Genomic DNA, 20149 nt, shown 5'->3' on the forward strand with positions numbered 1-20149 from the left:
ATTTTATTATGGCCGGATAGTTGATGATATGATCACGATTGGGCTTCCAAATTCAAAATTTGAACTATCTTGTATCCACAGTCCTTTCCCGGTTTATGACTAAAGAAAACACGCATCAATTACAGCCCGTAGAGCCCTTTTCACTCTTTTCTGAACAAGATATTACATTGTTTCAGGAGGGCAAACACCCGCATCTTTATGAAAAATTTGGCTCCCATCAAACCACGTTTCAGGGGGTGAATGGTACGTATTTCGCAGTTTGGGCCCCAAATGCGACGTACTTGTCCGTGATAGGAGACTTCAATGACTGGGACCAGCATCGTCACCATTTGTACCCCCGATGGGACAAATCGGGGATTTGGGAAGGATTCATTCCGCAGGTAGAAGCAGGGGTATGCTACAAATATTTTATCCGGTCCAATTCGGGGGAGGAACTCCGCAAAGGGGATCCTTATGCTAACTACTGGGAACTGCGTCCCAAGACGGCATCTATTACCTGGGAGCTGGATTACAAGTGGAACGACAGCAGCTGGATGGAGACACGGAGTCAGCACAATAGTCTGCAGAGTCCATATTCAGTGTACGAATTGCATTTGGGTAGCTGGCAGCGGCCAGATCCGAATGACCACGAGGTATTTTACAATTACGGTGAAATAGCCGCAAAATTGATCCCATATGTACAGGAAATGGGTTTTACCCATGTGGAACTGATGCCGGTAATGGAACACCCTTTTGACGGTTCATGGGGATATCAGGGAACGGGGTATTATGCACCTACTTCCCGATATGGTACACCGCAGGAATTCATGGCATTTATAGATGCGTTTCACCAGGCAGGTATCGGTGTGATCCTGGATTGGGTGCCTTCGCATTTTCCATATGATGAGCATGGGTTGTTCCGTTTTGACGGCAGTCATACGTATGAATATGCTGATATGCGGAAAGGTTTTCATCCTGACTGGAACAGTTACATCTTCAACTATGCGCGCAATGAAGTGCGGTCTTTCTTATTGAGCAATGCCATATTCTGGCTTGATAAATTTCATGCAGACGGATTACGTGTGGATGCTGTTGCGTCTATGATACATTTGAATTATTCACGCGAAGCAGGTGCATGGGAACCCAATGAGCATGGGGGAGAGGGGAACCTGGAAGCGATTTCTTTTCTGAAGAATATGAATGCCACCATTTATTCACTCTTTCCGGATGTGCAGACGATCGCTGAGGAGTCTACTTCTTTTTACGGGGTGTCAAGACCCGTGTTCATGGGTGGATTAGGATTTGGGATGAAGTGGATGATGGGCTGGATGAATGATACGCTGGCGTTTTTTAAACGGGATCCTTACTACAGGAAGTTTCATCAGGATCAGCTTACATTTAGTATCGCCTATGCATTTACGGAGAACTTTATGTTGCCATTGAGTCATGATGAAGTAGTGCATGGAAAATCGCCGATGTTGTATAAGATGCCGGGTGATGACTGGCAGAAATTTGCGAACCTGCGTTTGATGTATAGTTATATGTTTACGCATCCGGGTACGAAGTTGTTGTTTATGGGTGATGAGTTTGGGCAAACATCGGAGTGGAATTATAAATCCCAGCTGGACTGGCATTTGATGGAACATCCGTCACATCAGGGTTTGAAAGGATTTGTAAAGGCATTGAATCATTTGTATAAGACAGAGCCGGCATTGTACATCAAGCAGTTTGAGTATTATGGATTTGAGTGGGTGAATGTGTCGGACTATGATAATAGTGTGTTGTCATATTTAAGAAAAGGCAAAGAGGATTCGGATAATATATTAGTCGTATTAAATATGACGCCGATAGCGAGAGAGAATTATTTGCTGGGGATAAATGAAGGAGGCAGCTGGAAAGAGATATTGAATAGTGATGCGCCAGCGTTTTTTGGCAGTGGAGTCGTTAATACCGCTGTGGTGAAAGCAACAGAGCAGGCGTATAATGGAAAAGATTATACACTGTTGTTACGACTGCCGCCATTGGGGGCTGCCATATTCAAAAAAGTATAGATGTTATTCGTATTGATAAAGTTAGTAGTCCTTTCCATTTGGGAAGGACTTTTTTATGGGTCAATGTTTGCGACAAAATCCCTGAATTCCGCGATGAATCCCCATCAGGAAGAGTACTAAATTGCACACAGAATTAAAAACCACTCTTCGTAAAAAATTGAATGATAGTTTATTGAGAAGTATATGAGCAATAATTATACGCTGTTAAACTTTTGTTTATTTTTTCGATCTAAAGTAAGCTTACTGAAAGCAGTAAATATCGTGCAAGTCTGTAGTAGGAGGCTTTATCTTTATTATTAAAACCAAAAAAAACCATTCTTTTATGAAGACCTATCTCCGCACTTCCGGATGGGGGCTAGCCACGTTAGTATTGTTGGCTGTAGTCGTGTATTCCTGTAAAAAGGATAACTCCAGTTCATCCACAGGCCTCGGCGCAAACCAACAAAGACTGAACATTTTCCTGGCAGATGATCCGGGTAGCCGCTTTGACAATGTATTTCTGGACATCAAATCAATTCAGGTATTAGTAGACACCTGCGACGGTGCAAATGGCAAAGGGAAAGGTGATAACAATGGCGGAGACGACGACTGGGGTAATGATTACAACCGTTGCCACTGGGGAGAAGACAAAAACGACCGTGATGATTCCTGCAAAGTATGGGATTCTCTGGCGATCTCTCCTGGTGTGTACGATATACTCACCCTGCGTAACGGTGCCGATACTTTACTCTCTGAAGGTGTAGTGCCTGTGGGTAAAGTAAGGAGAATTCAGATCAACCTGGGTGCGAACAGCTACGTTGTAAAAGACAGCGTACAGTATCCGCTGAAGGCTGCAAATGGCCAGGTGAAACTGGTAGTGAATATCCGTCCTGAAGAATGGGAAGAATACCAGAGCGGTAACTACCGTCTGTGGCTGGACTTTGATGTAGATCGTTCTATCGTTCAAACTGGTAATGGTAAGTTTGTACTGCGTCCGGTAATCCACGTATTCCTGGTATCTGAAACAGGTAGTATTTCTGGTAAAGTAACTCCTTATGATGCTTATCCGGTACTGACTGTGTACAATGATACAGATACGGCTTATGCTTTACCATGGAAGAGTGGTGAGTGGAAGATCAGGGGGCTGAACACAGGTACTTACAATGTGTATGTAAATGCATCAAATGGATATGCTGATACTACAATCACTGGTGTTAAGATTGAGATCGGTAAGAATACATCAGTAGATGCGATTAAACTGAGTAAGTAGTATAGAAAAAGGATATAAGGACTAAGACACACCATCATAAAATGGGAGGCTATATCGTTATTGATATAGCCTTTCTTTTTTGGGAAAAATTGTAGCTTTCACCTTCTGCGAAAGCTACAATTTTTCGTAGATGGGCCTGTGGTGCTGAAAGGACGGTCGTTTTAAATAAAACAACCCCGACCCCTTGTGCGTAGCAAATGCACTCAAAGACTAGATATATTAAAAATTACTAACTTGTGCAAAATACTTCTGAATGAGAAAACTCCTCGCATTTTCTGTACTACAACTGTTATGCTTTATTGTCTATTCGCAGGGCTTCACTATTAAACTAAACAAAAAAGACGACCAAAAACGTAAGCAGGGCGAATGGTCCGAAGAAGTTGCCGCCACCCGTGGCGAAGACGGCTACACCTGGGAAGGTTCCTATGTAGACGACCGTAAGGAAGGGCTCTGGAAAAAATACGCGCCATCTGGTGCTATTATCGCAGAGGAAACTTTCAAACACAATGCACTGAATGGTCCGGCCCGTTATTTTTATCTGAATGGTCTGGTAAGTGCGGAAGGTAATTTTGTAGCTAAAGACGTGGATGACACGGTAGAAAGCTACAGAGTGATCGATCCTGTTACCCAGGAAGAAAAATTCGAAGAGATCAAAAGGAATGCGACTTCACTGCGCGATGGTCTGTGGAAGATCTATGATGAAGATGGGAATATGGTGAAAGAATATTACAAAAGGGGAGAGCCGGTAAGTGCTGAGGAACTGGATACCATTACGAATAAGGTACCAAAAAAACTCCCGGCGCAACCTTCTCAGTTACCACATCAGTCAGGGAATAAAAAGCACTAAATTTTCCAGTTCATCATACCTTATTGAGCAAAGGGACAAAAAGCACTAATCATCTTTCCTGCTTAGCGCACCTTCCCAACCAGGGTGCCGGAAGAAAGCACGATTATTAAACCAGGCAATCCAACAGGTCACAACTACTACTGCTTCAAACGAACCAGCTGTCACATCTTCAAAGAAATGCTGACTGAGGTACATTCTGGAATAAGCTACCAGTACTGCCAGCAGAAAGTAAATATACCCATACCACTTGCGGGGACTAATGAAAGTCAACACCACTGCTGTGGTGAATGCGCATACTGTATGTCCTGACGGAAAACTGAAATGATTCGAGAGCACTTCTACATCTGGTACATAATAAATAGCATGAGGTGAATCGGTGAAATACAATTTTGGTCGTGGAGCACCCACGATATATTTCAAAGGGAAATTTATCAAACTGGTCAGCAGGTAACTGCTGGCCAGTAATAAACTATATCGGTATCTTACAAATAACAGGATCAATACGATTGAAAAAGCAGTAGTAGCCCCACCCATTTCTGTTACATATTTGAAAAGCACATCTCCAGCCGGGAAGTGCAATCCATTAATGAAAAAGTATATTTCTTCTCTTGTGAAAATTATCTTGAGTGTGAGGGCAATGGTGAATAAAACTGAATAGGGGATGAGGAAGAAGCGTAATTGGCGAATGGTAGATTTCATAATGGGGATAAAAGTAATAAAAATCCTAATAAGAAGGATCCTGCCAATAAGGATACTCTAAGGGATTCAGCTAACAATGGATCTGCTAAAGATATTACGCTACAAAGTAAATCTTCTCAGCTGTCGCAGGCCGCTATATGTAGAACTTCTCCCCCACATAAAAAAGGGATTACCGCAATGTGTGATCCACATTTCAGGCAATCCCTCATTTTGGGAAAAACATCAAGAACTTTCAGGGCAAACCGTTACTCAGCGTTCTGTTGCTGCTGTGCTTTTTTTCTTTTATTGTGCGCTGCTTCTCCGCCTTTCTTACCTATTTCGGCCATATGCTGTCTGTTCCGGCTTACTGCAACACCGCCTTTACGGCCGGCTTCGCGTGCTTCAGCAGAATTAAACTCATGGGCTACCCCCTGCGCATGCGCAGCACGACCGCCTTTACTGGCTATCGCCCGCTGCATGGATGCATCCATAGAGGCAAAACCCCGTTTATCTTTTCGACTTGGAGTTTCTGATTTGGGTTTGTCTTCTGCTTCAGAATTGTGACCCTGGTGAGCATTACTTCCATGTTGCTCATGTCCATGATTGTGCTCGTGCGAATGCTCCCTTTCGAGTTTTTCTTGTTCCTGGGTGAAGTGATTGTTTTGTTCTGCAGCCATAAGAAATGAATTTTGAAAGGTTTAATAATGGGTTCCGTTTAACATCAGATAATAAAACATATTCTCTGTCATAGAAGGCACAACTATTATGCCGCGTATTTATAACCCATTGTAATACAGTGTTACACATACTATTTCAACATATCTCACACCAGAAACCGTGGAGTATGCTTAACAATGTGTAGCAAATGTGCCCTTATTCCAAACAATTTGTTAAGGGAAAGGTTGTGATAACAAGCGAAAACCCATTTCATAACTTCTTATTAACTAAATATTCTTCGTTCAATGTTGAGCGTTCCGTTCATTTTGTTCATTTTGATATGAGTGTTTGTGTATACGTTATAACGTGTTAATTTTGATTAACTCTAAAGTTGGCATAGGTTATGAAAAGGCACTAAGATCTCAATCTACAGTGCCCTTTTTTTTAGATCAAATGGGTTTAAAACTACAAATCCCAAATTCTTCATACATGAGAATTTGGGATTTGTAGTTTGTATAAATGATGTTCCTGTTATCGTATCACAAGCGTCTCAAATTTACGTTCTGCTATTATCTTGAACACACCACCGGTTGCATTGGCAACAGAGAGTTTCACTGCCTTGCCATCTATGATATATTCCTTTGGTTTAAATGGTAAACCATGTATATAAATATGATGCTTTTTGTAAGCGGCATCGTAATTACCAAAGAAACGTTTCCTCAACTCAAATTGCTGTTTGGTTGACACCTGTTTGAAACGAATATTGTTGTACTGACCGTTCTTATAACCATAGTGATCGCCGGCGTCTTCGTAGAGTACGCTGTTGGTGATCTGATCGCTATAATACACGTGCAGGATCATCTCTTCCGCATCGCGCTGTTCTACATACTGGATTTTGTTATAATGAGGAATTACGGCCCCTGCTTTTACAAACAGTGGCATCTCTTCCAGCGGGGTTGCCACTTTCACAGATTGTTTACCGTTGAAAAGCTGGTCATTCCAGTAGTAATACCATTGTCCTGCGGGCAGGTACACTTCTTTTTCCTTCATACCTTTTTCGCTCACATGACTGATGAGCAGGTTATCGCCCAGCATGAATTCATGTGTACGGTCATGTGTTTCTTTGTCATGCTGATCTACGAAAGCCAGCGGACGCATCATCGGTGTTCCGTTCACACTATATTGCCAGAAGGTTGTATACAGGTAAGGTAATAACTGGTAGCGCAGCTGAATAAACTTCTTCGCCACTTCTTCATATTCACCGCCAAAGCTCCATGGTTCCTGGTCAAAACCGGTTTCATTGCTGGCAGAGTGGGTACGCATCAGCGGATGGAATACCGCTAATTGTATCCAGCGTACATACAGTTCACCATCCGGCTCACCGATAAATCCACCGATATCGCTGCCGACAAAGGAAATACCGGATACGGCCAGTCGCTGTGCCTGTATGGTAGCCAGCCACAGGTGATCCCAGCTGCTCACATTATCTCCCGTCCACAGGGAGGTCCAGCGTTGTGCACCGGCATAGCAGGAACGGCTTATTACAAACGGACGGTGTGGCATGAGGTATTTGCGCATACCTGCTTCCGTCGATTTACTCATGAGGTGACCGTAAATGTTGTGTGCCTTACGATGACTCACTGCCTCGCCGTCGTAGTCATGGCGCACGTCTTCAGGGAAGGTGCCCATTTCAAAAACGGCAGGTTCGTTCATATCATTCCACACACCGCGTACGCCAGTGTCTACCAGGCCTTTGAACAGGCTGGCCCACCACTTTCTCACTTCAGGATTGGTATAGTCCGGGAATACGCATTTGCCGGGCCATACATCGCCTTCCATGAGTGCGCCATCGGCCCGCTTACAGAAATAATCTTTTTGAATACCCTGCTGATAAATAGCATAGTCAGGATCTACCTTTATACCCGGATCGATGATGACCACTATCTTGAAGCCCATTGCAGACAAATCTTTGATCAGTCCTACCGGTTCAGGAAATCCTTCCTTGCTCCATGTAAAACAGCGGAAGCCTTCCATGTAATCGATGTCAAGATGGATCACATCACAGGGAATTTCGCGTTTACGGAATTCAGCGGCAATCTCTCTGACGCGTTTATCAGGATAGTAGCTCCAGCGACATTGCTGGTAGCCCAAAGCCCACATGGGCGGAAGGTCTGGCGTACCGGTAATCTTTGTATATCCTTCGGCTACCTGTAGTAATTCAGGTCCGTAAATGAAGTAGTAATTCATTTCACCACCCCTGGCCCAGAAGCTGGTTGTGTTCTCACGTTCCTTCCCAAAGTCGAAGATAGTACGGAAGGTATTGTCGAAGAAAATACCATAGCCAATGCCCTGGTGCAGGCCGTAGTAAAACGGAATGTTCCTGTACAGCGGATCAGTGTCTTTCTGATAGCCATAGGCATCGGTTCCGAAGTTTTCTACGCGTTTGCCATGCATGTTCAGATCGGTGGGCTTATCGCCCATGCCATAGAAGCATTCGCCTTCCTGTATCTGCTTGCTACAGTATACGATCTTACCCCCTTTCTGCAGGTAATACTGCCAGTGGAAGCCCATTTCGTCCTGATTGATAATGCGGCCTTCCGAGTCGGTGATGGTGAGGCGCAGGTCATCGCGGTTGATGTAAATGCGCAGGATATCTGTATAGAGTTCAAAGTTTTCTTCGAATTCCCTCAGTCCAAAGTTGACAGGTGTTTCTTCCAATCGGTCGCTTACCGCGTACGAGAAATCACGTTGAAACTTTCCATCAGCAGCATAGCGGAACCGGATGATCTTATCTGATATGATCCTTACTTCCAGGATTGTCTCCGACGTATAAAAATAGAAGTAGTTACCTTCTTTTTTCCACTCTTTAATGGTATCCGGATAGTGCTTGACCGAATACTTACCAGATGAGGTCGTTACTTGCATAGTTCGCTTTTATTAATACCATTCTCTTTCCCTATCGATGCCTAAATTAGGCAAAAATATATTGTTATAACAGTGTTTCGATTTTATATCATTCGACGCTGATTATCCGTCGTTTACCCGTAAAAATAACACATTGGCGAAAATTCACATACAAGTAAAGCATTCCCGGATTATCTTTCCCTTCTGAATAATATACTTTTTGCTTTAACCTATTTTTCGGGGGTGTTTTTCAATACCCCTTTTTTATTTAAAGCTGAATCATTCCCAGTTTACGGCTACCCGCCAGCCAGATCTTCTTTCCATCGGGCGATACGCCAGCCACATGAAATCCCTGTTCACTGATCTTTTGCCAATGTACACCACCATCCCTTGAAATATCTGTACCAGAAGTACCGGTCGCAATAAATATATTTCCTTTCACATACACAACACAGGAGCGGTAACCGGCAGGAGGTGCAGGAGAGACGGTCCAGGTTTTACCATCATCAGTGGTGTACACACAATTATTAGTGGTGTCTTTATCGTGCTGATAATCACCACCTACGATCACCCCTGTTTTGCCATCTGGTTTGAAAGCCAGTGAAAATGCACCTTTGCTGGGACTACCCTGCGTAATAGGTAGTAATACTGGTTTTTGGCTGCCATCGCCGGGAATAAACCGGCTTACCTGTCCCCCGGTAATAATACCACCTTTTTCATTCGCACATACTGCTACATTGGTACCACTGGCGGCAAAGATGGCTTCGCCGGGTTCCGCCATTAATAGATGCATGGGGCGCGTCCAGGTTTTACCCCTGTCTTCAGTGGTGATAACGGCAAATTTATTGTCTGGTGGCATAGGATCACCAATCGCAAATCCGGCTGAGTCATTCAGGAATGCGATATCATCAAAAAAAATGCCTTTTGAAGTATCCTCATATGCTGTCTCCCACGATTTGCCACCATCGTTGGTCAGCATCACATGGGCAGGAGAACCGGCGTTTAAAAGTAGCGCCCGCTGACTGCTGAATGCATGTAAACTACGCCAGTCGGCACTATCATGATTTGGGACCTTCATCCATTGCCAATGTTTGCCTCCATCAGTGGTCAAACCAGCCTGTCCGCCGGTGCCCGACACCCACACAACGGAGTCATTTACCACCGATAATCCCCTGATACTGGCTATGGGCGGGATTTCAAGTAGTTTAATGGCAGGCTGTTGCTGTGCATAGGCAGAAAAAATGTGGATAAAGAATACAGAATGTAGTAGCAGTAAGGATTTGCTGAATTTTTGCATGGGTTATTATTGACTGTTCAGGCAAGAAAATTACAAAATCATTAGAAAGTGTGTAGCAGATTTATATATTTGCAAGCACTGCGTTTTTTTGGACACAGTTTTAACATGCATTACTAACCTCTATTAATCTATAATATTGTCATTGCAACGGGCGGCGCAGATAACGAGGACTATTTTATTGTTTTTCCTATGCACCTTACCAGTGACTGTGTTGCATGCACAGGAAAAGCCTTATATATTCGACTCTTACGGGGTGAATGAAGGGCTTTCTCAAAATTCTGTGTACGACATATTGGAGGATAATCAGGGATTTATGTGGATTGCTACGCACGACGGTGTAAACCGTTTTGATGGCTATGTGTTCAACGAATACCGGTATAACCCAAGTTCCCGCGAGATAGCGGGGCAGGGAAAGGGTAATCTGGGTACCCGGTCTAACACCGGTGGGCGTGCCCTCATCAACCGCTTCGCCCTGAAAGGTTACAAAGGTTACTCCCTGTACCGCAATGCCCGGCATCAGCTTATACTCACTCACAATTACGGCATCAGCGTATACGACGAATACCGCAACAGTTTTGAAAACGTACTGGAAGATACCACCCTGGCCAACAGTGCCGAGGGGGATTCAGGCAGAAAGTTCAAGATCCTGGGTGAGGATACCACCCTCAATGCGCTCTATGTATGGCGCCCATCCAAAGGCTTGTATGTGCTCGACGACAAAACATACGCCATCAGACGACTGATCCTGTACCCACCTGCTATGATACGCAAAGGGTTGTCGGCAACTGCCGTGATAAAAGATGGCAACAATATATGGATGAACTTTGAGGCGGGCGAACTGATGGCCATGAATACCAAAACACTCCGCGTTACTACTTACTGTTTACCCGGCATTACCACTCACCCTGTAATACGTAGCCTGAATAGCGATACCCTCATCATTGCATCGCAGGGACACGTGGTTATCTTCAACAAGAAACTGAATAAATATACAGATCTCACCTTTGATCAGCACGATGAAAAAGATATCTCCTTCGTACCGCTCTGTATGGAGCTCGATCAGCATGGCAATGTGTGGATAGGCGGTACAGACGGTATCATCGTTTATAATATTAAACGCAACGAAATCATAAATCACATCGTTACTTTCAATGGCTCTGAAACCCGGAGCTGGAATGTAGTGGCCTACCTGTACCGCGATGCGAGCGACAATATGTGGGTAGGTACAGATGGCGATGGAATAAAAAAATATTCTCCTAACAAGAAGGTGTTTAACCTGTACCGCTCACCCTTTATCACGCACAATATGGTAAGGGCCGTGTACAAACATGACGACGGCAAACTCTATGTAGGCCTCATGCACGACGGATTGGACATCTACGAGAAAGGAGGGAAGTGGCTGGAACGTATTCCGGCTGATGATGGAAAGAACAACGTATTTCCTGCCAAGAACCTGAATGCCATTTGCCGGGAAGATTTTGAACACCTGTGGTTCCATTTCTCTGACATGTACATCGGTTTGTTCAATGTACATACTCATCGTTTTGAAAATCTCACACCAGCAGTAAAAGCACTGGGCATGCCCAACCAGGAAGATATCTATCCTTTCCTGTTCAAGCGCAATACCGGCGAGATTTACTTCAACTACGGCAGTTATCTGCTACAGTTAGTGCAGGTGGGTAAAACCTACAAAGCATCGATCATACACGAATTTCCAGATGAAGTACTCACTACATATTTTGAAGATTTTCTGGGCAATAAATACGTAGGTACCAAGGTAGCGGTGTATGTGAAAAAAGCGGATAGTCCGGGTTGGGAAAAGATGGCGTTACCAGCTGGTACGATAGTGAAATCAATCAATAAGAATGCACACAAACAGTTGCTGGTAGCGACTTCCAAAGGACTGTTCGTGATGGATGAAAAGAACCGGATCATTCAGCATTACAATAGTTACACCTTCCCTTCACTGGTAAATGATTATTTCTACGGTGTACTACTCGATGATAAAGACCGTATTTGGGTGAGTCATAACAAAGGTCTGTCGCAGATCAACCAGGTTACCGACGAGATCACTACTTACAATTACGAAGACGGTCTGCAATCAAACGAATTCAACACCGGTGCATTTTATAAATCTACAGATGGGGAGTTGTTCTTTGGAGGTATCCGGGGTGTAAACGGGTTTTATCCGAAGGATTTCAGGAACAACCCTTCCAAACCGAAAGTAGTGATCATGCGCATGGAGGTACTGGATAAACCGTACGAATCCGATACGGCATTGTCATTGCTGCGAAGGATCGAATTGCCCTACAACCACAATACCATCGCGATAGAATTCGTACCACTGGAATTTACTAATCCATTGAAGAACAAGGTGCAGTATAAACTGGATGGTGCGGACGAAGACTGGGTACAGGCGGGGGCCTTTAGAATGGCACGCTATACAAACCTGCGGCCGGGTACATATACTTTCAATGTAAGAGCGTCTAACAACGACGACATATGGAACAGTACGCCGACCTCGCTGGAAATTGTGATCCGTATTCCGTTCTGGCAATCGCTGTGGTTCCGGTTCCTGTTGTTATTGTTGTTGCTGGGTGTGGCGTATTATTTCTCGACGCTCTATCTCGACTACAAGATCCGGCATGAGAAACTAAAACTGGAAAAAGAGCAGGCGGTAGACCAGGAGCGTGCGCGTATATCGAGTGATATGCATGATGACCTGGGATCCGGCTTGTCCACAATAAGACTACTCAGCGAAATTGCGAAGCGCAAGATCCAGGATCCTACTCAGACGAGGGAGATAGAGCGGATATCGGAAGCGGCAGGTGAGCTGGTGGACAAAATGAGTGAAATAATCTGGGCGATGAATTCTTCAAATGATTCTTTAGAGAATTTGATCGCATATATGCGTAGCTTTGCAGCTGACTTTCTGGAACATGCGCATATCACGCATCAGTTTTATATTCCGGAAAGTATACCCAATATCAAGTTGAGTGGCGGAACCCGGCGGAATATCTACCTTGCTGTAAAGGAATCCTTGCATAATGTGGTGAAACATGCACAGGCTACAGAAGTAGTGATACAAATAGAAATGCATAAGAACATGACCATTATGCTAAAAGATAATGGTAAGGGCTTTGATCAGGAGAAAGTGAGATTGTTTGGAAACGGGCTGAAAAACATCCAGAAAAGGATGGCGGCGGTAGGCGGGTCTGCTGATATCTCATCGGATAATGGTACCAGAGTTTTCCTGGATATACCATTAATTTAAGTCTATATTTGCAAATTGGTTTGACCTCATACAAAAATAATAACAACTGATATAAATGACTGTATACTCTAAGAAGAAATCGCAGGATAATATGGATATTATTTCTGTGGCGATTGTTGAAGATAACCATGATATTCGTACAGCCATGGAACTATTAATCAATGGCTCTGATGGTTATGCGTGTATTGGTGCCTTCAATAATGCGGAGACGGCCGTTGAACAGATCCCCAATTTGTTACCCAATGTAGTACTGATGGATTTTAACCTGCCTGGCGGGATGAATGGTATTGAGTGCATTGCGCGGCTGAAGAATGAATACCCCGATATGCACTTTATGATGCTGACGGTATACGAGGATGATGACAAGATCTTCCAGGCATTGGAAGCAGGTGCAAGCGGGTATATTTTGAAAAAAACACCTCCGGGTGAATTACTGGAAGCAATCAGGGACCTGCATGAAGGTGGTTCTCCAATGAGTTCCCAGATTGCCAGAAGGGTGGTCGCTTACTTCCAGAAGCAGGCGAAGCCAAATCCGGCTTTGGAGGCATTGACTTCCAGAGAAAAGGAGATCCTGGATCAGTTGAGCAAAGGATTCCTGTATAAGGAAATTGCGAGTAATTTATTCATTAGCATTGAAACGGTGAGAAGGCACGTGCATAATATTTACGAAAAGTTGCATGTGAGAAGTAGAACGGATGCCGTGAATAAGTATTACAACAGATAAAATTCCGGCCCCCCAGGGGTGGGCTTTAAAAAAAAGCCGGATCGCGAAGCGGTCCGGCTTTTTTTAATGAGATGATTAAATTGTTACGCACGTAAATTCTTGCGCATAAGGTGCACAGACAGCACTACTGCTGCAATTGCTATACATGCCAGTCTAAATAAAAGATTGGTTTTCATAGGAAAATTGGAATAAAGATTAGGAGATAAAACAAAACTATCTCATCATCTGCCAGGAGTCGAACTTCTGAATCAGCTTGATGAAAGTATCGCTTAAACGGTTCATGGAGCGCTGCTCCTTATTTACCAGGTAAGTTACCACGAGTGCTGCGGCAAAAATAGTTATCACAAGGATAAAAAAGAGTGTTTTCATAGATTAGGACATAGGTGTTAAGACAAAATACGTTACTTCGTAAATATAGAAAATTTACTCATGTAAAGATAATGCGCTGAGTAACATTTAAGTGTAATTTTGCGTGGGTTTTTGTGAAAAATACCGGAAAGCAGGGAGGAAAATCGTAATGTGAGATGCCGGTTTACCACTTAATTCATCATATTGTATAATTTCCACTTGGGATCATACGACGAAACCTTTATTTTTGCCCGCAACCGGATTTTGCTAAAAGTTTTAGTAATATTGCTCCCGGTCAGGGAATTACCCCATTTTGAACTGTAAATTGGAATTTCTATATATTATGGCTAACACGGATAAGAAAGATCTAGCAGCATCAGCCTATACCGAAGACTCCATTCGTTCGCTCGACTGGCGTGAACACATCCGACTTCGTCCGGGTATGTATATCGGTAAGCTGGGAGATGGTTCCAGTATGGACGATGGCATCTATATTTTGCTGAAAGAGGTGGTGGATAACTGTATTGACGAGCACACAATGGGCTTCGGCAAGCAGGTGGATATTAAAGTGACAGAACATAATGTGACGATCCGCGATTTCGGACGTGGTATTCCGCTCGGGAAGGTGGTGGATGTGGTGAGTAAGATCAACACCGGCGCCAAGTACGATAGCAAGGCCTTCCAGAAATCTGTAGGTCTGAACGGGGTGGGTACCAAAGCGGTGAACGCTCTTTCCAATTACTTCCGCGTAGAATCCATCCGCGATGGCCGCTCCAAAGTAGCGGAATTCGAGCGGGGCATACTCACCAAAGAATACAAGGAAGCCCCTACCAAAGAACCCAATGGTACACTGGTAACCTTCATCCCCGATGATTCCGTATTCCGCAACTACCGTTATATCCCTGAGTTCCTGGAAAACCAGATGTGGAACTATTGTTTCCTGAATGCGGGTCTTACCATCAACTTCAATGATAAAAAATACGTCTCCAAAAATGGATTACTGGACCTGCTGCAGCGCAAAACCAATGAGGATGAGCTGCGGTACCCAATCATTCATTTAAGAGGTGAGGATATAGAAGTAGCCATCACCCACGCCAGCCAGTACGGAGAGGAATATTACTCCTTCGTAAACGGGCAGCACACGACGCAGGGTGGTACGCACCTGGCGGCTTTCCGTGAGGCTTTTGTAAAGACCGTGAGGGACTTTTATAAGAAAGACTACGAAGCGACGGACATTCGTACCTCTATCTGTGCGGCGATTTCCCTAAGGGTACAGGAGCCGGTGTTCGAATCACAGACCAAGACAAAACTGGGTTCCCTCACCGTATACGAGAACGGTCCTTCTATGAAGGCTTTCGTGCTTGACTTCTTCTCCAAACACCTGGACGACTTCCTGCACAAGAACCCTGCTACTGCCGACGCTCTGAAGCGTCGTATCGAGCAGAGTGAACGTGAACGTAAAGAATTGGCAGGTATTAAGAAACTGGCAAACGAAAGAGCCAAGAAAGCAAACCTGCATAACCGCAAGCTGCGTGACTGCCGCCTGCACTTCAATGACGAAGTTCCAACAAGAGATAAAGGCGACCTGGAAAGTAAACGACTGAACACTACCATCTTCATTACAGAGGGTGATAGTGCCAGCGGTTCCATTACCAAGTCCCGCAATGTGGAAACACAAGCCGTATTCAGTCTTCGTGGTAAGCCACTGAACAGTTTTGGTCTGACCAAGAAGATCGTGTACGAAAATGAAGAGTTCAACCTGCTTCAGCACGCGCTCAACATTGAAGAAGGACTGGAAGGCCTGCGTTACAACAGGATCGTGGTGGCTACCGATGCCGATGTGGATGGTATGCACATCCGTTTGTTGCTGCTCACCTTCTTCCTGCAGTTCTTCCCTGATCTGGTAAAGAACGGTCACCTGTACATTCTGGACACACCCTTGTTCCGTGTACGTAACAAGCAGACCACTATTTATTGCTACACAGAAGAAGAGAAACAAAAAGCAATCAAAAAGCTGGGCAACAAGCCGGAAATTACCCGATTCAAAGGTCTGGGAGAGATCTCTCCTGAGGAATTCGGTACTTTCATCAGTGATGATATGAAGGTGGAACCGGTGATCCTGTCCAAGGACACACATATCCAGAAACTGCTGGAATACTATATGGGCAAAAACACCCAGACAAGACAGGAATTTATTATTGGTAACCTCAGGTACGAAAAGGACCTGATTGAAGAAGCAGAATAAAAGACTGAATGGAAACTGTGCATATCGTATTTGGTGAACCATCCGTAGCTCCGATACAAGGTGCGTTTGAACTGGATGAGCAACTGAAGGGAGACATCCTGTATTTTGAGGATGATCTGTCCATCGGCCCCCTGTTCATACTTGATACAAAAGATGGACAGGCTGGTCGCCGTCAATGGTGGAACCAGCTGGCCGGGGTAGAGGCACCTGCAGCGCCGGTTTTACTGGAAGCAGATCCTGCAACACCGCCGGTGGAAGAAGTAAGTCCTGACCCGGAAAAATTCAAAGAACTGAAAGCCCGTCTTAAAGCTGATGCTGAACTACAGGTATGGATCTGGGCCGGACAGAATGCCCGCGACGTAAGCGGCTATTTCTGGCTGGTGAGCCAGTTGTACGATTTTGCTGGCCGTATCTTCATCATCTATCTCAATAACCTGCCTTTCCTGAATGAAAAAGGAGGCGTATTCTATCCCACCCACCTGCATCAGATCCTCCCTAAGGAATTCCTGAAAGCAAAGAAACTGGCGAGGGCTATATCCCTGGCAGAGTTCGAACTGGATGGCGATGAATGGAGCCGCCTGATGAACGAGAACGCGGGCATCCGGCTGCTGGAAGGAGGCAAAAAACTGAGAGGGGAACCAGCATCTTTTTATGATAAAGACTTGCTGGCGGCAAGTAATGCAGAGTTCCAGAAAGCGAATAAGGTCATCAACCAGGTAACTGGTAAAATGAAATATCCTATCATGGACCAATACCTGGGCTGGCGTATGAAAGAACTGGTGAAACAGGGAAAACTGGAAAGCAAAGGCGAACTGAAAGCAAGCAAAGACTTCGAAGTTAAACTGGTATAATCATGATCAAAGTAACGCCGGTAGAACTGGTCGGTGCCGACGAGAGAGGGAGTAACCACGTATGGTCCAGTGACCGTACAGGCGAAATGATACTTTGCTATCGCAAGGCTGGCAGCAGCAGCGGACAGCATTATCATGAAGGCAAAAGCGCCCACAAGAATCCTGAAATATTGTACCTCCTGACCGGAGAAGCCAGCATTCACTGGTGTCCATTAGGCGGCGACAGCATTCAGACCATCAGGGCCATTGCACCCGCCAGAATAGAAGTACCTATCCTGGTATGGCATCAGTTGGTAGCCGATACCGACTGCTGCTTTATCGAAATGAACTCTATGGATGATGTGCGCAAAGATTCCGTGCGGATATGGAGAGACGAATTTGAAAAGATGATCAACAAATAGATTATGAGCGACATCGATAATACACAACCAACGGACGAATCCTTACATAACATTACCCACATCGGGGGAATGTATGAAAGCTGGTTCCTGGATTACGCTTCGTATGTAATATTGGAGCGTGCTGTACCCAGCGTGGAAGATGGATTAAAGCCAGTACAACGTCGTATCCTTCATGCTATGAAGGAACTGGATGACGGACGCTTCAACAAAGTGGCGAACATCATCGGTACTACCATGCAGTTTCACCCACATGGGGATGCTTCTATTGGAGATGCCATTGTGAACATGGGGCAGAAAGACCTGTTGATCGAAACACAGGGTAACTGGGGCGATGTACGCACCGGCGACGATGCAGCGGCACCCCGTTACATCGAGGCGCGTTTATCCAAATTTGCACTGGATGTAGCCTTCAATCCCAAAACAACCTCATGGCAGGTAAGTTATGACGGCCGTAAGAACGAGCCGCTGGCACTGCCTATGAAGTTCCCGATGCTGCTGGCACAGGGAGCAGAAGGTATCGCTGTGGGCTTGTCTACCAAGATCCTGCCGCACAACTTCAACGAACTGATTGATGCTTCTATAAAATACCTGCGTGGCAGAAAGTTCGATCTGTATCCCGACTTCATTACCGGCGGTATGATCGACGTGGCGAACTACAACGACGGTAAACGTGGTGGTAAGGTACGCGTACGTGCGCACATAGAAGAGAAAGATAAAAAGACCCTCCTCATCAAGGACGTCCCTTATGGGGTGACCACAACGGCCCTGATGGAATCCATCGTAAAGGCGAACGATACCGGCAAGATCAAGATCAAGAAAGTGGTAGATAATACCGCGAAGGATGTTGAAATTGAGGTACAACTGGCACCGGGTATTTCTCCTGATATCACCATCGATGCGCTGTATGCGTTCACGGATTGTGAGATCTCTGTTTCTCCCAATGCCTGCGTGATCGTAGAAGATAAACCCCGCTTTATCACCGTATCGGATCTTTTAAGATACTCTGCGGAGTTTACCAAAGATCTGCTGAAACGAGAGCTGGAAATCAGGCTGTCGGAGTTGCAGGAGAAATGGCACTACACCTCCCTGGAAAAGATCTTCTTCGAAAAGCAGATCTACAAGGAGCTGGAAGAGAAGCATAAGGACTGGGATGCCGTGATCGCAGCGATCGACAAGCGCTTTGTTCCTTATAAAAAGAACCTGAAAAGGGATATCACGCGCGAAGATATCGTGAAACTGACTGAGAAGCCGGTACGCCGTATTTACCGTCTCGATATCAATGAACTGAATGAACAAATCAAAGCGATCGATGCCGATATCAAACAGGTAAAACATGACCTGGCGAACCTGACAGACTTCACTGTATCTTACTACGAAGGTCTGCTGAAGAAGTATGGTAAAGGCCGTGAGCGTATCACCGAAATCAAAACCTTCGATACCATCCAGGTACAGCAGGTGGCGATGGCGAATACCAAGATCTATGTGAATCGTGCAGAAGGTTTCGTGGGTACTTCGCTTAAAAAGGACGAATTTATAGCAGATTGTTCTGACCTTGACAACCTCATTATTTTCCGTAAGGATGGTAAGATGCTGGTGACCAAGGTAGCAGATAAGACCTTTGTAGGGAAGGATATTATTCATATCGATATCTTCCGTAAGGGCGACGAGCGTACTACTTACAACATGATCTATGTGGATGGTAAGTCTGGTATCAGTTACGCGAAGCGCTTTAATGTGACAGGTATTACACTGAATAAAGAATATGACCTGACTACGAAGGGAGAGAAGAATTCCAAGGTGCATTACTTTACTGCGAATCCAAATGGAGAAGCGGAAGTGGTGAGCATCCGTCTGAGCCCGAACTGTGCGGCGAGGAACAAAGAGTTTGACCTGTTCTTTGAGACGATTGCGATAAAGGGGCGTAACTCAATGGGTAACCAGGTGACGAAGTACCCGATCCGTACAGTGAAGTTCAAGGAAGCCGGTGTGTCTACATTAGCAGGGCTGAAGCTCTGGTATGATGACCAGGTAGGCAGATTGAATACAGAGGAGAGAGGGGTGTATATTGGTTCATTTGAAGGGGAAGATAAGGTGTTTGTGGCGTTTAAGAATGGTACATATGAGTTGACGAATTTTGAGTTGACGAACAGGTATGATCCGAATGAACTGGTGTATATAGAGAAGTTCAATCCTGAGAAGATAGTGTCAGCGATTTACTTTGATGCAGATAAGAAGCAGTTTAATGCGAAGCGCTTTAAGATTGAAACGCAGACGCTGAATAATAAGTTCCTGTTTATAAAAGAAGGTCAGGGGAATTATCTGGAGATGATCACTACGCATTCAGAGCCGGTGATATTACTTAAAACTGGTAAGAAGCGGAGTCCGGAGGAAGAGGAGATAGATCTGGCGGAATTTGTAGAGGTGACCGGGTGGAAGACCGTAGGTACGAGGATTGCGGGAGATGATTTGATCAGTGCTGAATTGGCGAGTGAAGAAGAGGAGCCGGATGAGGGGAATGGGAATCCACAGGGAGAGTTATTTTAAGGAAATTGAATAAGCTTTAGTAAGCTGAATTTCGTGAACTGAATTTTGTAAGCTGGCCGCAGGCCAGCTTACAAAATTCAGCGAATAACCAAACTAAAAA

14 protein-coding genes are annotated in these 20149 nt (G+C 44.8%); 9 read left to right on the top strand and 5 right to left on the bottom strand.

What is annotated here, in order from left to right; translation table 11 throughout:
* Positions 1-95 precede the first annotated feature (95 nt).
* The 3 genes from glgB (at position 96) to QQL36_RS21250 (ending at position 4126) form a co-directional block, all read left to right on the top strand.
* On the top strand, positions 96-2030 hold the full coding sequence (glgB, locus tag QQL36_RS21240; RefSeq protein WP_083728978.1) for a 1,4-alpha-glucan branching protein GlgB: 1935 nt from the start codon (positions 96-98) through the stop codon (positions 2028-2030).
* 322 nt (positions 2031-2352) lie between these two features.
* Positions 2353-3279, top strand: a complete 927-nt coding sequence (locus QQL36_RS21245; RefSeq protein WP_083728976.1) for a DUF4382 domain-containing protein — start codon at positions 2353-2355, stop codon at positions 3277-3279.
* Positions 3280-3532: 253 nt separating this feature from the next.
* On the top strand, positions 3533-4126 hold the full coding sequence (locus QQL36_RS21250; RefSeq protein WP_083728974.1) for a toxin-antitoxin system YwqK family antitoxin: 594 nt from the start codon (positions 3533-3535) through the stop codon (positions 4124-4126).
* Positions 4127-4171: 45 nt separating this feature from the next.
* Here QQL36_RS21250 and QQL36_RS21255 read toward each other — a convergent pair whose 3' ends face one another.
* The 4 genes from QQL36_RS21255 to QQL36_RS21270 form a co-directional block, all read right to left on the bottom strand.
* Complete coding sequence (locus tag QQL36_RS21255; RefSeq protein WP_083728972.1) at positions 4172-4825, bottom strand: phosphatase PAP2 family protein; 654 nt, start codon at positions 4823-4825, stop codon at positions 4172-4174.
* Positions 4826-5070: 245 nt separating this feature from the next.
* Entirely contained in the window at positions 5071-5481 is a 411-nt protein-coding gene (locus tag QQL36_RS21260) for a KGG domain-containing protein (RefSeq protein ID WP_321566693.1), read from the bottom strand.
* A gap of 511 nt (positions 5482-5992) precedes the next feature.
* The gene (locus QQL36_RS21265; RefSeq protein WP_083728970.1) at positions 5993-8386 is read right to left on the bottom strand and encodes a glycoside hydrolase family 31 protein; all 2394 of its coding nucleotides are present in this window, start codon (positions 8384-8386) and stop codon (positions 5993-5995) included.
* A gap of 247 nt (positions 8387-8633) precedes the next feature.
* A complete protein-coding gene (locus QQL36_RS21270; protein ID WP_083728968.1) occupies positions 8634-9662 on the bottom strand; it encodes a WD40/YVTN/BNR-like repeat-containing protein in 1029 nt (342 codons plus the stop codon).
* 136 nt (positions 9663-9798) lie between these two features.
* Here QQL36_RS21270 and QQL36_RS21275 point away from each other — a divergent pair, with 136 nt between their 5' ends.
* Positions 9799-12936: a sensor histidine kinase gene (locus tag QQL36_RS21275; protein WP_083728966.1), complete on the top strand. Its 3138-nt coding sequence runs from the start codon at positions 9799-9801 to the stop codon at positions 12934-12936.
* Positions 12937-12991: 55 nt separating this feature from the next.
* Positions 12992-13660, top strand: coding sequence for a response regulator transcription factor (locus QQL36_RS21280; protein ID WP_083571340.1), 669 nt, complete (start codon positions 12992-12994; stop codon positions 13658-13660).
* Positions 13661-13873: 213 nt separating this feature from the next.
* On the opposite strand, the gene QQL36_RS21285 is transcribed toward QQL36_RS21280, so the two are convergent.
* Positions 13874-14029: a hypothetical protein gene (locus tag QQL36_RS21285; protein WP_179091291.1), complete on the bottom strand. Its 156-nt coding sequence runs from the start codon at positions 14027-14029 to the stop codon at positions 13874-13876.
* A gap of 322 nt (positions 14030-14351) precedes the next feature.
* On the opposite strand from QQL36_RS21285, the gene QQL36_RS21290 reads away from it, so the two are divergent.
* The 4 genes from QQL36_RS21290 to QQL36_RS21305 are packed head-to-tail and all read left to right on the top strand — an operon-like array spanning position 14352 to position 20049.
* On the top strand, positions 14352-16253 hold the full coding sequence (locus QQL36_RS21290; RefSeq protein WP_083728963.1) for a DNA topoisomerase IV subunit B: 1902 nt from the start codon (positions 14352-14354) through the stop codon (positions 16251-16253).
* A gap of 8 nt (positions 16254-16261) precedes the next feature.
* Positions 16262-17104, top strand: a complete 843-nt coding sequence (locus QQL36_RS21295) for a DUF1835 domain-containing protein (protein ID WP_321566694.1) — start codon at positions 16262-16264, stop codon at positions 17102-17104.
* A gap of 2 nt (positions 17105-17106) precedes the next feature.
* Entirely contained in the window at positions 17107-17505 is a 399-nt protein-coding gene (locus tag QQL36_RS21300; protein ID WP_083728959.1) for a hypothetical protein, read from the top strand.
* A gap of 3 nt (positions 17506-17508) precedes the next feature.
* Entirely contained in the window at positions 17509-20049 is a 2541-nt protein-coding gene (locus QQL36_RS21305; RefSeq protein WP_083728957.1) for a DNA gyrase/topoisomerase IV subunit A, read from the top strand.
* Positions 20050-20149: the final 100 nt, after the last annotated feature.

Source organism: Chitinophaga sp. LS1 (genome assembly GCF_034274695.1).
Taxonomy (GTDB): domain Bacteria; phylum Bacteroidota; class Bacteroidia; order Chitinophagales; family Chitinophagaceae; genus Chitinophaga.